At 47.5% G+C, this 18,507-nt stretch carries 22 protein-coding genes; 3 read left to right on the top strand and 19 right to left on the bottom strand.

Annotated elements, in window-relative coordinates; all coding sequences use genetic code 11:
* Positions 1-20 precede the first annotated feature (20 nt).
* Complete coding sequence (locus AB1L17_RS04825; protein ID WP_412843497.1) at positions 21-785, bottom strand: 5-oxoprolinase subunit PxpA; 765 nt, start codon at positions 783-785, stop codon at positions 21-23.
* Between the two features lie 145 nt (positions 786-930).
* Positions 931-1,275, bottom strand: coding sequence for a YlbG family protein (locus tag AB1L17_RS04820; protein WP_412843496.1), 345 nt, complete (start codon positions 1,273-1,275; stop codon positions 931-933).
* 76 nt (positions 1,276-1,351) lie between these two features.
* On the opposite strand from AB1L17_RS04820, the gene AB1L17_RS04815 reads away from it, so the two are divergent.
* A complete protein-coding gene (locus tag AB1L17_RS04815) occupies positions 1,352-1,672 on the top strand; it encodes a hypothetical protein (protein WP_412843495.1) in 321 nt (106 codons plus the stop codon).
* A gap of 11 nt (positions 1,673-1,683) precedes the next feature.
* On the opposite strand, the gene AB1L17_RS04810 is transcribed toward AB1L17_RS04815, so the two are convergent.
* Positions 1,684-2,139 carry a YlbF/YmcA family competence regulator gene (locus AB1L17_RS04810; protein ID WP_412843494.1) on the bottom strand — a complete coding sequence of 152 codons (456 nt, stop codon included), beginning with the start codon at positions 2,137-2,139 and terminating at the stop codon, positions 1,684-1,686.
* A 72-nt stretch (positions 2,140-2,211) separates the two neighbouring features.
* Positions 2,212-4,116: a hypothetical protein gene (locus AB1L17_RS04805; RefSeq protein WP_412843493.1), complete on the bottom strand. Its 1,905-nt coding sequence runs from the start codon at positions 4,114-4,116 to the stop codon at positions 2,212-2,214.
* Positions 4,117-4,177: 61 nt separating this feature from the next.
* Here AB1L17_RS04805 and AB1L17_RS04800 point away from each other — a divergent pair, with 61 nt between their 5' ends.
* Positions 4,178-4,618 carry a protease complex subunit PrcB family protein gene (locus AB1L17_RS04800; RefSeq protein ID WP_412843492.1) on the top strand — a complete coding sequence of 147 codons (441 nt, stop codon included), beginning with the start codon at positions 4,178-4,180 and terminating at the stop codon, positions 4,616-4,618.
* A gap of 84 nt (positions 4,619-4,702) precedes the next feature.
* Here the strand turns inward: AB1L17_RS04800 and AB1L17_RS04795 are convergent, their stop codons facing one another.
* Positions 4,703-5,122: a thioredoxin domain-containing protein gene (locus AB1L17_RS04795; protein ID WP_412843491.1), complete on the bottom strand. Its 420-nt coding sequence runs from the start codon at positions 5,120-5,122 to the stop codon at positions 4,703-4,705.
* 163 nt (positions 5,123-5,285) lie between these two features.
* Here AB1L17_RS04795 and AB1L17_RS04790 point away from each other — a divergent pair, with 163 nt between their 5' ends.
* Positions 5,286-6,953, top strand: coding sequence for a ribonuclease J (locus AB1L17_RS04790; protein WP_412843490.1), 1,668 nt, complete (start codon positions 5,286-5,288; stop codon positions 6,951-6,953).
* Positions 6,954-6,990: 37 nt separating this feature from the next.
* Here the strand turns inward: AB1L17_RS04790 and AB1L17_RS04785 are convergent, their stop codons facing one another.
* From AB1L17_RS04785 to AB1L17_RS04720, 14 genes are all read right to left on the bottom strand, one after another.
* On the bottom strand, positions 6,991-7,560 hold the full coding sequence (locus tag AB1L17_RS04785; protein WP_007725798.1) for a manganese catalase family protein: 570 nt from the start codon (positions 7,558-7,560) through the stop codon (positions 6,991-6,993).
* 21 nt (positions 7,561-7,581) lie between these two features.
* Positions 7,582-7,854, bottom strand: coding sequence for a spore coat protein CotJB (locus tag AB1L17_RS04780; RefSeq protein WP_412843489.1), 273 nt, complete (start codon positions 7,852-7,854; stop codon positions 7,582-7,584).
* The gene (locus AB1L17_RS04775) at positions 7,844-8,080 is read right to left on the bottom strand and encodes a spore coat associated protein CotJA (protein WP_412843488.1); all 237 of its coding nucleotides are present in this window, start codon (positions 8,078-8,080) and stop codon (positions 7,844-7,846) included. Before AB1L17_RS04775 ends, AB1L17_RS04780 begins: the two co-directional genes overlap by 11 nt.
* 132 nt (positions 8,081-8,212) lie before the next feature.
* Positions 8,213-8,593, bottom strand: a complete 381-nt coding sequence (locus tag AB1L17_RS04770) for a rhodanese-like domain-containing protein (protein WP_412843487.1) — start codon at positions 8,591-8,593, stop codon at positions 8,213-8,215.
* Between the two features lie 36 nt (positions 8,594-8,629).
* A complete protein-coding gene (locus AB1L17_RS04765; RefSeq protein WP_412843486.1) occupies positions 8,630-9,379 on the bottom strand; it encodes a cytochrome c biogenesis CcdA family protein in 750 nt (249 codons plus the stop codon).
* A 70-nt stretch (positions 9,380-9,449) separates the two neighbouring features.
* A complete protein-coding gene (locus tag AB1L17_RS04760) occupies positions 9,450-10,322 on the bottom strand; it encodes a cupredoxin domain-containing protein (RefSeq protein ID WP_412843626.1) in 873 nt (290 codons plus the stop codon).
* A gap of 122 nt (positions 10,323-10,444) precedes the next feature.
* Complete coding sequence (locus tag AB1L17_RS04755) at positions 10,445-11,491, bottom strand: ABC transporter ATP-binding protein (protein WP_412843485.1); 1,047 nt, start codon at positions 11,489-11,491, stop codon at positions 10,445-10,447.
* Positions 11,492-11,494: 3 nt separating this feature from the next.
* Positions 11,495-12,451: an ABC transporter ATP-binding protein gene (locus AB1L17_RS04750; protein WP_412843484.1), complete on the bottom strand. Its 957-nt coding sequence runs from the start codon at positions 12,449-12,451 to the stop codon at positions 11,495-11,497.
* A gap of 6 nt (positions 12,452-12,457) precedes the next feature.
* Positions 12,458-13,312 carry an ABC transporter permease gene (locus AB1L17_RS04745; RefSeq protein WP_412843483.1) on the bottom strand — a complete coding sequence of 285 codons (855 nt, stop codon included), beginning with the start codon at positions 13,310-13,312 and terminating at the stop codon, positions 12,458-12,460.
* On the bottom strand, positions 13,305-14,282 hold the full coding sequence (locus AB1L17_RS04740; protein WP_412843482.1) for an ABC transporter permease: 978 nt from the start codon (positions 14,280-14,282) through the stop codon (positions 13,305-13,307). Before AB1L17_RS04740 ends, AB1L17_RS04745 begins: the two co-directional genes overlap by 8 nt.
* 99 nt (positions 14,283-14,381) lie before the next feature.
* Positions 14,382-16,193: an ABC transporter substrate-binding protein gene (locus tag AB1L17_RS04735; protein ID WP_412843481.1), complete on the bottom strand. Its 1,812-nt coding sequence runs from the start codon at positions 16,191-16,193 to the stop codon at positions 14,382-14,384.
* Between the two features lie 17 nt (positions 16,194-16,210).
* Positions 16,211-16,954, bottom strand: a complete 744-nt coding sequence (locus AB1L17_RS04730; RefSeq protein ID WP_412843480.1) for a PIG-L deacetylase family protein — start codon at positions 16,952-16,954, stop codon at positions 16,211-16,213.
* Positions 16,955-17,082: 128 nt separating this feature from the next.
* Positions 17,083-17,406, bottom strand: a complete 324-nt coding sequence (locus AB1L17_RS04725; protein WP_412843479.1) for a metal-sensitive transcriptional regulator — start codon at positions 17,404-17,406, stop codon at positions 17,083-17,085.
* Positions 17,407-17,510: 104 nt separating this feature from the next.
* Positions 17,511-18,506 (bottom strand): ABC transporter ATP-binding protein, encoded by a 996-nt coding sequence (locus AB1L17_RS04720; protein WP_412843478.1) that lies wholly within the window; start codon positions 18,504-18,506, stop codon positions 17,511-17,513.
* Between the last annotated feature and the right edge of the window lies 1 nt (position 18,507).

Below are 18,507 nucleotides of genomic sequence, written 5' to 3'. Positions count from 1 at the left end.
ATTGCTGTATGGCTTTATTATTATCGAGCGGTAATTGGTTCGATTTTTACATCATTTTGCTTTGCCCATTTATGCACTTCGCCCAGGAACTGCAATACGTCATGGCTCTCGTGATGGACGCATAGCGTATCGGCAGCCAAGTCGATGTGCTCTCCGTTGACCGTCTTCACTCGTTGTTTTAAAACGAGCTGGCGCGTCTGCTCCATGCGCTCTTCCTTGCTGATCAGCACGCTTCCTTCCAGATCACGTGGGGCTAAGCGACCATTTGGCAGGTAGGCACGCTCTGCAAATACTTCTTCTGCTACTTGCAAGCCATGTTCCAAGCCTGCCTCAACGAGCTTGCTGCCAGACAGTGCATAGAGAATCAGCTCTTCATCAATGTCCGCAATCGCCTGAACTACCGCTTCGGCAAGCTCTGGTCGCTCTGCTGCTTCGTTATAGAGGGCACCATGCAATTTCACGTGGTGGAGCTCCCCTCCTAGTGCCTTTGTCGTACCAGCCAATGCTGCTACTTGATACAGCACCAGCTCATACACTTCATTGACAGACAGATTCATCGAGCGACGTCCGAAGCCTTGAATGTCTGCATAACCGGGATGTGCCCCTATTTTCACATTGTGCTTAAGTGCGGCTTCGATCGTTCTGCAAATAATATGTGGATCACCTGCATGCAATCCGCAAGCAATGTTGACGGAGGTGATCCATTTCATAATCCCCAAGTCCTCTGATTGTCGGCCTCTGCTGAAGCCCTCTGCCATGTCGCAGTTAATATCCAGCTGAATCATGTATGCCCACCTTTCCTTCACCATCTATCGTCATTTGAAAACGCATTCATACGCGTGGCTTCTCGTTTTCTTCATTTTAGCATACCATGTACACAAGTCTAACAAAAGGAAAAAAGCTGCCGAAAAATGGCAGCTTGATAACAACTTATGTCGAACCAACGGTCGCTTGGCTTCCTTCTTCTGTCATCATCGTCTCTGCTAGTGCCATTACCTGGTTCTTTTCTTGTTTATAATCGTATTCCTTCGCCTTATCTGGTCGCGCATTGTTGTACTCTACCGGGATCTCATGGCGATGAGAACGTTCGATTTTCGTTACGAAATGCAGCTTTTCCATTATGCGAATCGTTTCGTCCAATAAATTGGCATCCACATACATCGAAACGTAATTTAACCGCTTGGAGATGTAATGAATGGTGCCAAATTTGCGTAAATTTTTGGCGGCACGCGTGTTTTTTACCCACACGGCGACCCCAAGACGTCGCTCTCTCATGTTTTGCCGTTGGTCTCCTTCCCAATCATGGTATACTTACTAATGAAAGGCTATTACAGAAAGGAATCGTGGTCTAATGCTGGCTACGTTTTATCATCAATTCGAGGAAGCGCTTCACCGAGAAAAAATCGTGACCAATAGCAGTTGGCGAACATATGCAGGCCAGCGCTTTTTCTATGTATGCAGTACGCTCCCTGCCCCTTTGCTGACTAAGCAGCTCATGGAGACAGGAGAGCGCCTGACCACTGACACCAAATTAAAACCAGAATGCATTTACGTGCGTTCTGATGATACGCAGCATGTGTATCGCTTCCGCTTTCGCGTACCTGACGAAAAGCAATTTTGCTGTGGCAACCTTTGCGAAGACTGTTTTCTGCTGCGTGAAAAGTCGTCTTGATTAGGCGTGAATTACGATGGCTTTTTCGTACTGCATCCGCAGCTTCCACCTGTTCCGCAGCCACTTCCCTGCGCCTCTAAAAATGGATTATTGCTCGGTACCTTGATCGTATTCGATACGGAATGAGCAATCGTTCTGCTCACCTGGTACAAGAGTTCATCCAAGGCATCCTCTGCACGCTTGAAAGCCTGTACGGAATCCCGTAGTTCAATGTTTCGCTTCAGTTCCCGTACTTCTTTGGATATATGATTGTAATCCGGGTGATACTTCCCGAACCGTTGCACATCTTCGTACTGTTCCTTCTTAGCCTCGAATACGACGAGCAGACGCTGTACTTCCTCATCTGCCTCCATTTGGCGTTTGGCCTCCAAATATTGCGAGACCTCGCGCGACTGGTTAATCATCGTAGAGAGCTCATGAGACTCCATTATCAACTGCGTCATATCCACAGCTTCCAATGTTTCCATAGAGCGAGACCTCCTTTCGCCGTAAAGCTTTAAAAGCTTGCGTCCTTCCTGATTGTATCACGATGCACACCCTTAGTACAGATATTCGGGCACTACAATGCGCACTCGCTCGATATTGTCTAGTCGGTAACACTGTTTTCCACCTTGACCAGCAAGCGTAACCATCCAGTACCCCATTTCCAGCCGTACCTCTGTCGGCAGCCCCCGCTGCTTTTCATTACCACTTTGCTGAATCTCAACCTCGAGCTTTAACTCCATTGCTCGCTTGAACAAATCCCGCATCGATTGCGGATGATACGATTGGAAATGCTTCGTCCACATTTTGGGTAGTGCCGCGATTTGCGGCATAGCTTCACTTTGCTCGGGGAACGTGTTTTCAATGGCATATCCGTCCCATGGCCGTTCAATAAGAAGCAGCCCTTTATTCCCCGCCTGACTGTTTTTTTGCTGTCCGAGCTCTTTACCCGAGCTAGCAACATGTGACAGTACTTGCGGCTCGTAGCCAAAGTGACGGAGTAAATTGACCAACTCTTTTTCCTGCGAGAACGAAATCAAAAACGCAGTCGGCGATATGACTTGTGTAAGAAATGGAAGAAAGTCTGGAATATCACGCCATTCCTCCAGAAACCCAGCATGTGCCGTCCGCACGAGGAAGTACGGCTCCAATTGAATCTGCTTGGCTGTTTTGGCCCATTGGCTTACGACCTCAATCAAGCCCTCAGGCAACGGATGAGCACAGGAGGCTCGCAGCTTTTCCACGATCTGCTCTTCTGTCCCTCCTTGCGCCAAATACGTTTGCAAGAGCCGTGCTTGCAATTCCCCGCGAATCAATTGCCCATCGAATTGAAGCTGGCAAAATCTGCTGATTTCCCATACATCCTGAAGCGGCACGAGTGGAGGGATCGTGATCGCACCTGTCGGATCAACAAACCAGCCTTCCTCCGATGATAATCGCGGCAAGCTGCTCCACCGCCAATAAAGCTCTTGCTCTTCATCCATTCCGAGCTGAACCCAGCCCAAGCCTAACAGCAAATGCAGCCATTGCTCTACGATCACCGCGTCCGCATTTTCGGGTAAAATGAATCCCACATCTTTTAGCATGCTCAATTGCTCACGAATGGAACACCACTGCTCTAATGGAGCCTGTCTCATCAGCTGAACAAAAAACTCCCACCAGTCCCCATGAGGCAAAAACTGTTCAATCACGAGCTGATACATCTCTTCCCACCGTACGTGTTGCGGCTGCTGCAGCCATTGCTTGGTTCGATACGGGTCGATCACAAGTTCGCGCTCGTCCCTGTGTACCAAGCCCAGCCGCAGCGCGATATCAAGAGCAATAGTCAAGGATAAGCCCTCTCTACGTTCCTGACCGAGGGGAGGGATCACGATTCCTTTCACATGCTCGTCAGTCAGGGATAGCTGCGGCAGCATTTTTTGCGACATCCTGCGATGGATACTTCCTTTTTGCGTAATCGGAATCTGGTTGTCTCGAACAAACAACAAAAGCCCAAAAAGATCCAGATGTATCCCTCTGCCTGCTGATATATAATAAGGGAGCGTTTTTGAAAGAGTAACAAAAGCTCGGGAGTCTTCCGGGAGCAATTGATTCGTCAGCTGCTCACGAACCTCTTGCGGCATCAAATAGCCAATTTCACTCCACATTTTACGTACAGTCAAAATCAGTCCAAGTCGCCGCAATTTCGTCAAGCCGACCGACAGATGTCTGTGCTCTTTCGCAGTTTCACGTTCCCAAGCTCGCTTGCTAAAAAAGCCTCTCGTCGCACTGGTTACGAAAAGCCGGATAACGGCTCGTTCCAAGTCATCTGCCTGTTCCCATACTTGATCGATGAAATCAGGGTCCAATAATCTCGATGATAATTCTTGCTCTTCGGCAATCTTATATCGTTTGGTTTGTTCTTGTAGAATCGCTTGTCGCGTTGATTCGGACAGGTATTCCAGCGAATCCTTCACACGCACGCCTGTCACCTCGGTTTATATGTTGTTCGATTCATTACTTTTACAATTGGGAGGGGTATACATGATACAAGTATTTCCTGGTTTGCTGTTGTCTGCAACCTTGGCATTAACGGGTACGCAAGTCTTGTCACCTCAACATCCTACCGTATCTGCGCCTGTGGCGAAAGAGGCTGTACAGACAGACGCTTCCTACGAGGCAGTGGCAGCTCCTTATCCTCCTGCCGTGCAGGAAGCATTAAAGAAGGTTCGTAAAAATGGCGGACACACCATTGTTCGTGCCAATGGAAAATCATATGTAGTCGTAGGTGCTGGACAGCGCCCTACAGGAGGATATCGTTTAGTAGCGGATCAAGTCAAGCGGACAGGCCCTCATGCCTTCGCCGTCCACGTTCGTGTACAAGCACCAGCTGCCGGTTCGATGAAAACCCAAGTGATCAGCTATCCGACACTGGTCATCGCCCTGCCAGACCAGCAAGCAAAAGTTAGTGTGCATATGCGCTAGCCTACAAAAAAGCCGACAGTTCGAATGCCACAAGGCGTTTCGAAGTCGGCTTTTTTCCTTCTTACCAACAGGTAACCTCGTTTGTCAGGGCTTTACCTCTATGGAAAAGCTCTCTGAAACGCCATACGAATCGTGGTTATTATGAGCCAATTCTACCTTGACCTCATGCTTGCCAGTCGGGATGTCCTTCATGACATAGCTAGACTCAAATACTTTCGCTATCTTTTTGCCGTCGAGGTAGAGATGAACATGACCTTCTCCGTGTTTGTTTTCCTTCCCCATATTTTCAAGGGAAAAAGAGAAGTTCGTGACGGCGATTTTGAGCTGCAAATCATCTTTTTCAAGGGTATGCGTCACAGCCAGTGTCGGCGCTGCTTGATGAGCGTGTGACTCTTCTGCTGCCACTTCGGTTTGTGCCTGTTGATTCGCGTACACAAACCATTCCACACCAGCCGCAATCGCAATCAACAGAAACAATCGGAAAAGAAATTTTTTTGTTTTCACCGGAGCTACTCCCTTCCAAAATGAGTCTTACCCCAGTGTGCCCGACTCCTGATTGGTTCATTCATCCAGTTTCCTACCTGATAGAACCTTCACGCCATACATAATCAGCTTTTCCATCGGTAAGATTAACCACAAGATCCTGTAGGGAGGTCATTGGCTACATATGAATACACGGAATGAGACTCTTTCTATCTTTGCATTAGGAGGCGTATATGAAATCGGCAAAAACATGTACGGGATTCAATACGGGGATGATATTGTTCTCATTGATTGTGGCTCGAAGTTCCCGGATGAAAGTTATTTAGGAATTGATCTGATCATACCGGACATTAGTTATCTATTAGAAAATCAGGAAAAAGTCCGAGCCTTGATCGTCACGCACGGTCATGAGGATCACATCGGGGGCATTCCGTATTTTTTACGACAATTGAACGTCCCTGTTTACGGTACCCGGTTAACCTTGGGCCTTATTGAACTAAAGCTGAAGGAGCATGATCTGCTGCATCAAACAACGCTCATCTCCATCGATCGTCACTCTACCATTTCATTAGGATCACTCACGATCAGCTTTTTTCAAACGAATCATAGCATTCCGGATTGCTTGGGTGTCGTATTTGAGACAAAAGCAGGTTCTATTGTCCATACCGGAGATTTTAAATTTGATTTAACTCCTGTCCATAAGCAATCACCCGATTTGCACAGGATGGCTGAAATCGGCCAGAAGGGTGTATTAGCGTTATTGTCGGAGAGTACGAATGCCGAGCGTCCGGGTTTTACGCCATCGGAAAAACATGTCGGCGATCGTCTGTTGGAGGCCTTTGGAAAAGCACAGCAGAAAATTTTTGTCTCCACGTTCGCTTCCAATGTATACCGCTTGCAGCAAGTCATTGATGCCGTACAAGCGACGAATCGAAAGCTTGCTTTACTGGGCCGAAGTATGGTCAATGTGGTCAAAATCGCATCGGAGCAAGGCTATTTACATATCCCGGAAGACATGCTGGTGGAGATAGAAGAAGTGAACGAGCTCGACCCATCTCGTGTCGCTGTCCTCTGCACCGGAAGTCAAGGCGAACCCATGGCCGCTTTATCTCGATTGTCGACCTCCGGGTATCGGCACGTGAAAGTAGAACGCGGCGATACGGTCATCCTCTCTTCTTCTCCCATTCCAGGGAACGAACGGAATGTAGCACGCATCGTCGACAACTTGTTTATCATGGGTGCAAACGTTATCTATGGCTCTGGGACAGGCATGCATGTGTCCGGTCATGGCTTCCAAGAAGAGTTGAAGCTCATGCTCACTCTCATGAAACCGCAATTCTTTATCCCCATTCACGGTGAGTATCGGATGCTCCATCAACATCGCCTGTTGGCTGAGTCCATCGGCGTTGATTTCGAATCCATTTTTATTGTGAATAACGGTGATGTCGTGGATATTCAGGATGGTGTAGCGGTGCAGGAAAGAAAAATCCCTGCTGGAAATACCTTGGTGGATGGATTAGGCATTGGTGATGTCGGGAATGGAATATTACGGGATCGAAAGCATCTTTCCGAAGATGGGATTCTCGTGGTTGTGGTGACGCGAAGCAAAACCGACGGCAAGATTTTATCAGGGCCAGACCTGATTTCCCGCGGCTTCATCCATGCTCCCGAATCAGAGGGTCTGTTGGAAGAAGCGACTCGCATTGCTTCCGAAGTGATCACCAATTTGCAGGAAGCCAATGTGAGTCAGTGGAACCGCTTGAAGCAAGGAATCAGGGAATCGATTGGGAAATTTGTGTATGCCAAAACAAAGCGCAGACCCATGATCCTGCCGATTATTATGGATGTGTGAAAGAAAAAAAGAGAGCTTACCGGCTCTCTTTTTGCTATCAAAATATTTTCTTCGCATCCCGCTCTTCCTTCAATATCTCTACAGCCTCTCGAAAACGCATGGAGTGAACGACTTCCCGCTCCCGCAAAAACTTCAAGCTATCCTGCAAATCAACATCATCCGTCATGTCGATAAGCCATTGATACGTAGCGCGAGCTTTTTCTTCGGCGGCGATATCCTCGTACAGGTCGGCGATTGGATCGCCCTTGGCAGCGATATAGGCAGCCGTCCATGGCACACCACTGGCATTGTTGTAAAAGAGAGCCCGATCATGATTGGCGTAATGGTCACCCAGTCCCGCTTCCTTCAGCTCTTCGACCGTCGCGTCTTTGGTCAGCTTATACACCATGGTGGCAATCATCTCGAGATGCGCGAACTCTTCGGTAGCGATATCTGTCAACAATCCGACCACTTTATTCGGGATCGTATATCGCTGGTTCATATAGCGCAGAGCGGCGGCCAGCTCTCCATCTGCCCCTCCGTATTGCTCGATTAAATATTTCGCCATTCTTACATCACACTTACTGACACGAACCGGATACTGCAGTTTTTTTTCATAGATCCACATCGGTTTCGTTATCCCTCTCTTCTACACTTGCCAAGGCCATGGATCATCATTCCACTGCCACGGATAGCCTGAATAGCTGCGGCCAAGATTTTGCAGAGGCCCGTACAATTTCTCATATTCATTTGCTAAAACCCAACGCTGCTCGGTTAAATCGTTAAACTGTTGGAGCGCATTCTGATCGGTCGGATGCGTATCTAAATAGAGGCTGAGCTCTACCAGCACAAAATCGATCGCTTGGAGCTGTTCAAGCAACGCGTAATATTGCTTGTCGCCAAATCTATTTTCAGCTGTCATGAGAGCCCCTCCTCCCTAAATGACTCAGTCTGGGATCATAGGGACTAAAAAGTGCCGGCCATAATGTACCTAATTTCAACGCTTCCATCGGGCTGTATTGCGGCAAGTTCTCCGGCTGAAATGTCATGAACAATTGAGGGGGCACCTGGTACGTCTTTACCCGAATCGGCGGACAAGGATCGAAGGGACCAACGTAGGGATAATAGTCGCGTGTTTGCGAATGCAATGCCAATATCCTCCTCCATCTTGCAATTTCGCTTCTTCATGACTACTTTATGCTGCCCACCCAGTAGGCGTGATTGATGCCCCCAAATAAAGAAAACCGCTCTCCCTAAAGGAAAGCGGTCAATCATTATCTTTACGATTCCACCTGTCCAGACCATTTTGCCATGCCACCATCCAGGTTCGCTACGTCTTTGTAGCCATTATCAAGAAGAAGATTCCCGCTCTCCACTCCCATTCTTCCGGTATGACAGACGAATACGACTTTCTTGTCTTTGGGGATCGTCATATATTTCTCATTGATTTCTGCAAAAGGAATATTGATGGCATTGGGTACTCTGCCTTTTTCGAACAATTCAGGCTCGCGCAGGTCCACAATCACCATGTCTTTTTCATCCGTCATCCATTGTGTCAACTGGTTTGAATCAATGATTTGCAAAGTCTTCGGGTTCCAAAATACAAAGGCAACAACAGCTAGTACGACTAACAGCGAGCTCGCTATCCATATCTTCCTCATTTTCTTCACCTCTATGTTTTGTATCTAGTTGCTTACTTACCAAAAAGCCAAAAAGTCTGAAATACCGAGAAGGACAAATACGATCCCTGCTAATTTTTGCGTTGCTGCACCTAATTTCCTCGTTTTCTTCATGATAGAGGGGCTATCACTTACTACAGCTACCAGTAACAAAACGATGAGCAGCGGCAGCGCAGTACCAAGAGCAAACACAGTCGGAACAACAGGTCCGAAAGAGCTGGCGAACATCAAGGGCATTGTCAGCCCAAAGAAGAGCCAAAACATCGTCGGACAAAAACCGAGTGAAAAGGCAACGCCCAGCAAAAAGGACTGCGTCTTCCCTTCAAATCGCTCTGAAAACCGCTTCATCTTTTCCTCGATTGATTGTGTATGTAAAAAGGGCAGGCGAATCCACCCGATTAAGAACAATCCAATTAGAATAAACATTGGCGCTAATAATTTTCTCGCCCATTGAAATAAGGGAATCGCTTGTGTAGAGAGCTGTTCGCCAAAAGCAAATACGATTGCACCTAAAGCGGAATAAACGACTGCTTTGCCAAGGATGAACATCCACACATGACCACGCAATCCACCTTTGACGACGACATTTTTCCCGAACACTGTAAAAGCAGCTACATTCCCTGATAGCTGGCACGGTGCAAATGCCCCAACGATACCAAGCAACAATGCCCCAATCAACGGTGCTTGCTCGCCCATTCCATAATACATATCGGAAAACGGCTTACTGATCCATGCTCCATATTGATACAAATACGAATACCAATCCATGCTTCTCCTCCGAATTGTCCTTCCTTTTCATTTATTTTACAGGAAGGATGTGAGGAAAATATGAAGAAAGTTATCCCGTCACTTGCAAGGTCCCCATCATGCCACTTTCTTTGTGGCCAGGGATCGTACAATAAAACTCATAGGTGCCTTCCTCTAATGCCTTCCACACCGTTTGCACGGACTCTCCTGGTTTGGCGTGCAAATGAACGACGCCCTCCGTCTTGGCTCCATGTTGATGCTCCGTGGTTGATTCCGAAACGGTCACGATTTTTCCATGTGATACAACCTCGATATCGTGCTCCACATTGCCGTCATTTTGAAAGACGACTTTGATCTCGGTATTTTTTTTCACCGTAAATTGATTCGGTTTATAGGAAAAGTCGACGGCTGTGAGACTTATGGCTGACGTCCGATCACCTGCCGAAAGCGACGAGGCAGGAAACGGTAATGATTGAAACCAGAAGAATACGGCCAGCAGCAAAACAGCTGGTGTACCCGGATGATGGAAGTACTGCGACCACTTCGTATCTTTTTGGTTCGAATCAATCAGCTTGGCTACGAGAAGCATACATACGGTATAAAGCATAACGAAAACAAACAGGAGCGGCTCTACTTTTTCACCGGGAACCATCTCGCCTAGCATGGCACCCATCATCCCCCCCATGACGCCCGATAAGATTCCTTCCACAATACTCAGAATCGACAAAGGAATTCCGATCAGAAAACCAGATAGCCCACCTGCCAGCATTCCCCACATCGTTGATACATACAGGTCTCCTCTATAAACGTCTCCCAGGATCAATCCACCGATCAGACCAATCATCATGCTGACAGACATCGTGCTCATCATGCCTTGCATATGATCGATTCGATCCCTTCGCCGCCAAATAAACCAAGTGAAGCAAACGTATGCGAAAACGACGTAGATCAGGACCTGATACACCGCGCTCAAGATACCACCCCCGAGTATATTTCCTCATTTGTAAAGTATGTCCCACGTAAGAAAAATAGGACAAATCAAATGATAAAACCCCCTGACTTCTGTCGAGAGGGCTCACTAATACTCTAGTTTGCATGCCTATTTGCAGCCGCTGAGCTCTCATTTTCCCCGTGGTGATGGATACAAGACACATAGTGGTCTGACGAGATTCGCTCTAGCATGGGTACAGTCTTCTGGCAGTTGTCAACCTGGTGCGGACAACGGACAAGAAAAGGACATCCCGTTTGTATTCCTTCGTTCTGTACTTCCCCGTCTAAGATCAACTCTTGTCTATGTTTGAGGAAATGATTAAGATCGGAAACTACGGCAACGAGCGCGCGTGTATAAGGGTGAGACGGATTATATAGAATCTCATGCGTCGGTCCGATTTCGACGATATTTCCTTGATACATAACCGCGATTCGATCACACATGTAGGCAGCTGTCGAGAGGTCATGGGTGATGAACAGCATCGTCAGACCCATTTCCTCTTTCAACGATTTTAAAAGCTGTAAAACACCCATTCTGACAGACACATCCAGCATGGAAGTCGGCTCGTCGGCAGCTACGAATTTCGGCTTTAAAATGAGCGCACGAGCAATGGCGATCCTTTGCCGCTGTCCCCCGCTCAGCTGATGCGGATATCGCTGCAGGAAGCTTTCGGCTGGTCGTAGCTCGATATGATTGAGAATTTGAATGACCTGTTCTCTCTTCGCTTCAAATGTACTTTCTTTGTTATGTGCATGGAGTGGCTCCATCAAAATCTCAAGAATGGTCATACCCGGATTTAATGAATCGTACGGGTCTTGAAAAATCATTTGCATTTCTTTTCGAATTCCTCGTACTGCCCGCTCCCCCAATTGACATAGGTCTTGCCCATCAAAAAGAATCTTGCCTGAGGACTCTTTGGTGAGTCGCATAACCATTCGGGCGGTCGTTGTTTTTCCACACCCGCTCTCCCCAATGATCCCGAGAATCTCCCCTTTTTTAATCGAGAAATTCACATTGTTTACCGCATAGACCGTCGTCTTTTTGCTACGAAAAAACGCTCCCTGCTTCTTTTCGAAGCGTTTGACCAGGTTTTGCACCGTCACCAAATCATCGTTCGATTGAGACTTTTGTGTATAGGCCATGTACTACCCTCCTACAAAACAGGATACAAAATGCCCCTCTTCCACTTCTCGTGGTGGAGGTAACTCTACCTTGCATCTTTCTTGCGCATGCTGGCATCTCGTATGAAATCTGCACCCTTTTGGCGGGTTAATGAGTAACGGCACTGTCCCCGGAATCGACGTGCACTCTTTGTTTGGGTCATTAATATCTGGCGTGGCAGCGAGTAAGCCTTGTGAGTAAGGATGCCTTGGGTTGCGAAGCAATTGCTCGGTTGTCCCCCATTCCACTATCTTGCCCGCGTACATAATGGCGATCCGTTCACAGATCGCTGTAACCATCGGCAAGTCGTGAGAAATGAGGATAATCGACAGGTCCATCGATCGTTGCAAATCCTTGATAATCGCAATGACTTGTGCTTGGGTCAAAACATCCAGCCCGGTCGTCGATTCATCTGAGATGACGACCTGCGGATTACAGGCTAACGCCATCGCAATCGCTACACGCTGCTTCATTCCTCCGCTGAATTCATGCGGATACGATTTGCGCCTTTGCTTTGGAATCCCGACCATTTCCAACAGTTTCTCCGTTCGTTGGATCGCCTCTTCCATCGATATTTTTTCATGTAACAAGATCGCCTCAATGATTTGTTCCCCGACCGTAAACACTGGATTTAATGCATTCATCGCGCTTTGGGGAATGACGGAAATCGCTTTCCAGCGAAGCTTTTCAATTTGCTCTACGGGTGCCTGCAATAAATCGACGCCACCCAGCATGGCTTTCCCACTTATGACCTTACCTGGGTACTCGAGCAATCGCAGAATGGATTGAATTACGGTGGACTTCCCGCAGCCAGACTCCCCGATCAGCCCCAGCATTTCGCCCTTCTCCAGGTGAAAGCTGACATCCTCAACCGCTTCTACCACACCATTTGCCGTAAAAAAGTGTGTGTGCAAATTTTCTACGACGAGTACTTTATTCATGGAGAGTCACCCTTTCCGCAGTCGAGGATTAAAGATTTGTTCCAGAGAGTAGCCGGCAAAAGCAAAGCCGATCACGAGTGCAGTGATTAATACGCCTGGGGGCAGGATCCACCATAGCCATGCATCCGTTAAAAATGCGCTTCTCGCCTGCGCATAATACAGAGTCGTACCCCAGCTCTTATTCAAGGGATCGCCCAACCCCAAGAAACTGAGGGAAGCCTCCAGCAAGATGGCATTGCTCGCAGCCATAATGAATTGCGATAAAGCGATGGGAACGACCCCCGGCAAAATGTGCCGAAACATCACAGTAGGAACACTGCTGCCAATCGATCGAGCAGCCTCCACGAACCCTTTCGTTTTTATCGTCAGGACCTGTGAGCGAACCACCCTGGCAGGAGATGCCCAGGTCAATACGGTAATGACGAATATGAGATTCCAAAAGCTCGGACCGATAAACGCCGCAAGCAAGATCATCAAAGGTAAAAAAGGCACAACAAGGACTAAATCTACCAGCCTCATTAAGGCAGAGTCGATCTTTCCCCCGAAGTAACCGGCAACGATCCCCACAAGAGAGCCAAGCAAGATAGAAAGTAACGCCGCCAAAATACCAATCGTTAATGAGATTCGCGAGCCGTATATGAGTTCGCTAAAGATGTCTTGTCCGACATCATTGGTACCGAGTAAATAATCTCCGCCTGGCGGAAGAAATGGCGCGGCGACACGTTCATCCGGGTCAAAAGGTGCTACGAAAGGTGCTGCTAGTGCCACGATCACAAACAGGAGAAGGATGATGGTACCAATTGCCCCGAGGCGACTCGATTGAAAGATGGTCCAGTACTGCAGCCATTTGCCTTTATCCATTGTTCCTTCCCACCTTTGGATCGAGAATCGGGTATACGATGTCTGCCAGGAAGTTGGCGATGACGACGCTCAGCGTAATAATAAGAAATGCAGCCTGTATCACGGGATAGTCCCTGCTTAAGACGGCCTCAAACATCAGTCTGCCGATACCGGGATAGGCAAACACAGTCTCGATCACAGTCGCCCCTCCAAAAATATTACCCAGACTGAGCATAAAGACTGTAGCTACAGGGAGTAACGCATTTCGCATGGCATGCCGGTATTTGATCATTTTTTCTTTGACGCCTTTGGCTCTTGCCATCATAATGTAATCCTCGCCCAGCACGTTCAGCATCGAATAACGCATCGTCATATAGGTCGTCGTAACGGTAATCAATACGAGCGTTACCAGCGGCAATACGAGATGATGGGCAATGTCCGTAATCCTGTCGATGCCGGTCAGATTGCTCCATGCCGTCTGCGCCCCAAAGATTGGGAAGAGTCCCCATTGTGCTGCAAAAATCGCTACGAGAATCATGCCCAGCCAAAAGGACGGCATCGCGCTTAAAAACATAAAGATAGTCAGAAGACTGACGTCACTTCTTTTTCCCCACTTCCACGCAGATATCGTTCCGAAAATGACTCCTAGCAAAGTGGAAATCACTAAATTCATTCCTGTTAAAAGAAGTGTCCAGGGCAACCGTTCCGAGATCAACTGCGTAATCGGCATCTTTTGCTGATAGGAGTAGCCAAAATCCATCGTCGCCATATTCCCCAAATAGATGAAGTATTGCTCCAAGAGTGACTTATTCAAACCGTGTGCCTCTAAAATAGCCTCCTTCTCTTCCGTTGTCATAAGCATGATGTCTTCCCCAGCTATATACGCGAGGGGACTCCCTGGCATCAGGCGAGGAAGGAGGAAGTTCAATGTCAGCATAATAAAAATAACGAAAATGTATTGCGTGACCTTGCCTGTTAGAAATCGGGTCATACGTGCACCTCTTCTTTCGATAATCAACAGGAACGAATGGTTCCCCCGCAATAATCTGAAAAGAGCATTGCTGCAGGGGAAGCATCACCATCGGCAAACTTAGCTCTTCGTTTTTCTTCTGCTGAGCAAATACCATCCACCGGCTACGGCGACGATGATGATGAGAATGGTTATGATGGAGGTCGTTCCTTTTCCTGTATTTGCATTCGGTTGTTCTTGCGTAGCTTTTGGTGTGGCACTTTCTATGGCAGGGGCTGGTGTTGTACTCGCAGGTGTTGCTGCTGGTTGTTCCGTTGTTGTGGCGGCTTTTTCGCTATTGGAAACGAATGAGAGCTTGTTGATGATGCCTTTTCCATCCTGGAATACCCAGCCGGAGTACTTATTAGGATTGTAGGCACTGATTTCTTCCGCATAGTACAGGGGAATGATCGGATAATCCTTGGCCACCTGCTCTTGCATCTGATCGATAATCTGCTGGCGTTTTTCCGGTTCCAATGTGGCATCCAGCTGTTCAGCCAGCTTGTCAAACTCTGCACTTTTAAACCCGCCAATATTGGTTCCCCCTTTACCGGCTAGATCGGAGTGGAACAAATCGATCAATCTGGCAGGGAACAGCTGCATGGTAGTCGACCAGCCAAACATCGTCATGTCATAATTCCGGCCTTTTGTGACATCATATTCGGGCCAGACAAGACTAATCACGGTATCCGGGTCCATGGGACGCACTTTCATATTGATTCCGATCGTTTTCATCCATCCGGCAATGATTTCGGCGGAGCGAATGCTAGAAGGGTTATTCGATTGGACCAGGTTGACCAGCTCGAGCTTTTTGCCATCCGGTGCCTCTCGCAACCCGTCATTATCGGTATCTTTATAGCCTGCTTGTTCAAGGATTGATTTTGCTTGCTCTACGTCGGTCTTATGTATGACTGACTTGTTGTAAGAAGAAGTAGCTGGATGAATAAAGCCTGGACTTCCTTTCGTGCCAAAACCGAGCAAAACGGTATCTACCAAGTATTGCGGGTCGATGGCAAGACTCACAGCTTGGCGAAATTTCTGATCAGACATCGGAAACTTTTCCGCGTTGAATTGGAGAAAGGTTGTAGCAAAACCCGGGCCTCGCTCCACCTTAATAGACGGATTGCTTTCGAACTGTTTTACGAGTTCAGGCTGGACTCTACGACTGATGACATCCAGCTGCCCTGCTGTGAGCGCTGTAAACATGGCGTTCGCTTCTGCAATGATCGGGACTACCAAAGTATCGATTTCCGGTTTTCCTTTAAAGTACTGCGGGTTCGCTTTCAGCTTGTAAAACTGATCCTTTTTGTAATCCTCCAATATGAAGGGACCACTTCCCAAGGAATTGTTGAAATTATCCGGATCAGTGACAGAGCTCCAAACATGCTTTGGAAGAATCGGCAAGTCTGCGAGAGGTTGAATGAAGAAGTCTGGCTCTGCTTTCCCAAGCTCCATGATCACGGTTGTTGGGTCGGGTGTTTGGATGCTTTTCACGAGTGAAGCTGGAGTTGTAAAACGAGATTTTTTATATGTCAGCACGTATTCGTAGGTGAACTTCACATCCTCTGAGGTTAACGGCTTTCCGTCATGCCACAGGATCTGGTCATGCAAGATCATTTTGTATTGCTTGCCGTCTTCGGATACCGTAAATTCTTTGACCAGCCAAGGAATAGGTTTGTTGTTTTTATCAAGGATAAAGAGCGGGTCGTACAAAAGATTAACCAGTTCTAGTCCAGGAAAGCCTGTATTGTACGTGTACGGATTCAAGGAGCGTTCATCCTGTGTGATCCCCAGCTTCACCTCCTTGTGATTCTGTGCACCTGCTGGAAAAGCGAACAATGTGGACAACAGAGCGATGAGCAGTAATATGACCCCGATTCGATTACGCTTCATCCGACATCTCTCTCCTTCTAGTTGATCAGTTCTTTTAAGTGAAAATTCCCATCCCGCTTATACGCTTCCGCCAACGCGAAGTGGCCGTGTGTTGCCAATCCATGATAGACGTGAACCGCTTGATCAAGTACCTTGTGTACCGCTCTCCCCTTTTCGTAATCAGTAGAGAAGGAGGAAAATCCGGGAACGATTGCCTCCATTGCCTTCGAATCGACCGCTTCCTCAAAATGACGGCCACTGAATTCCATCTGACTATGCAACACATCCATCGCTTTATTTTTTTGTTCCCACACAGATGAGATATCGACGACACAGTTAGGATGATGTGGAGTCATGTAATAGATCGTCGGGATCGGATGAGCTTCCAATCCTGGCATTTCATCTAAAGCAAACTCCCTGCTAGCCAATGCGATACTTTCCAAGATCAAAATCATGGCCTGTCTACGGTCTGGGTCTAAGTCATGGAAGGAGTGTTCAGGGTCCTGCGTGATGATAACATCTGGCTTCACTTCCCGAATAATCCGTACAAGCTTTTTCTTCGATTCCGGGCTGACATCTACATAACCGGATTGAAAGCCAGGAAAATACATCTGAACGCCCAATACTTCTGCCGCCTCTGTAACCTGTGGACGCGACTTTTCACTGGACAGCATAATCGAAGCGTATGATTCTCCTCCGTTGTTCACGTTAATCGCGAGAGCACCCCCACACTCTACTACTTCCATGCCGTACACACCCAAGAGCAGCATTTTCTTACCCATTTTTTCATCTCCCTTTTCATCCTGTTAGATTAGTATTTTCTGTATTATGAAAATATTCTGACTTGAAAATACTATACCCCACTAACCTATATTTCGCAATAAAAAAAAAGCTTCATTTCTGAAGCTTTTTATTTCATAAGCTTATTCATCGTGGTCAAGAGCTCGTCGATGACTGCGCTGTCCCCTTCTTGGATGCGTTCAATCACACAAGATTTCATATGTCCTTCCAAAAGGATACGTCCCACTGAATTTAAGGCAGACTGTACAGCAGCGATTTGATTCAAGACATCATCACAATAAGCATCCTTGTCGACCATGCCTTTAATCCCGCGAATCTGTCCCTCAATCCGATTAAGGCGGGCCTGCAAGTTTTGCTTGGTTTTTTCTGAATGATGACTGTTCCGATCAGATGTATGACAAGACTGAACAACGTTCAATTCTGCGCTTGACAATGAGATTCCTCCTCAAAAAATGCAATTAACGAACACTCGCTTCGATTATAATTGAAATTTTCCAACTTCATCAAGACTAATCTTAACATACCCCTACAGGGTATTCAAGCCCGCATTTCGATAGCTGGAGCTCGCTCATCCTTCAACCAGCACGATGCGCTATGCTGTAAGGTCATGGCATATTCGGGTGGCTCGGCGTCTTGACATACTTCCATCGTATACGGACAACGGGCTGCAAAAGCACATCCCTTTGGCGGATTCAACAAGTCGGCTGGTGTACCGACAATCGATTTCAGCTTCTCCCCCTTCGTTGCATTCATTCTCGGCAATGACTCTAGTAATCCCCACGTATAAGGGTGCTGCGGATTCGAAAATATTTCCGCAACCGTCCCACTCTCTACGATTTTTCCTGCATACATCACGATGACGCGGTGTGCCATATTCGCAACGACACCTAAATCATGCGTAATGAGTAGAATCGCCATGCTTGTTCTTTCTTGCAGCTCCTTCAATAATTCGAGGATTTGGGATTGAACAGTGACATCCAAGGCCGTGGTCGGCTCGTCAGCGATCAATAGATCGGGCTTCATTGCCAGTGCCATTGCCACCAGTACACGCTGCCTCATCCCCCCGCTGAACTGATGCGGGTATTGCTTTGCTCTTTCCCTCGGACTCGGAATCCCTACCAGCTGCAGCAATTCAATCGCCTTCTCCTTGGCCACCTTCTCCGGTAGTCCGAGATGAACAATGAATGTCTCGGCAACCTGCTCGCCTACTGTCATCGTCGGATTCAGCGAGGTCATCGGATCTTGAAAAATCATCCCGACTCTTGCACCTCTTACTTTCCTCATTTGTTTGTCCGGAAACGACAATAAATCATCTCCCTCTAATAAAATCGAGCCCGCTGTCTCCACGTTTTGTTTTGGCAAGAGACCGAGGATGGTCTGAGCCGTTGCACTCTTGCCGCATCCGGACTCCCCTACAATCGCTACTACCTCTCTTTCTGCCACCTGGAAAGAAATATCTCTTACCGCCTGAACTCTCCCATATTTCGTATGGAACGATACACGCAATTGATTGACATCCAGCAATGTGCTCATA

The organism is Brevibacillus jepli (assembly GCF_047229145.1).
Classification (GTDB): domain Bacteria; phylum Bacillota; class Bacilli; order Brevibacillales; family Brevibacillaceae; genus Brevibacillus.
Note: the sequence above shows the minus strand (reverse complement) of the source record. Positions and strands in the feature narration are given on the sequence as shown.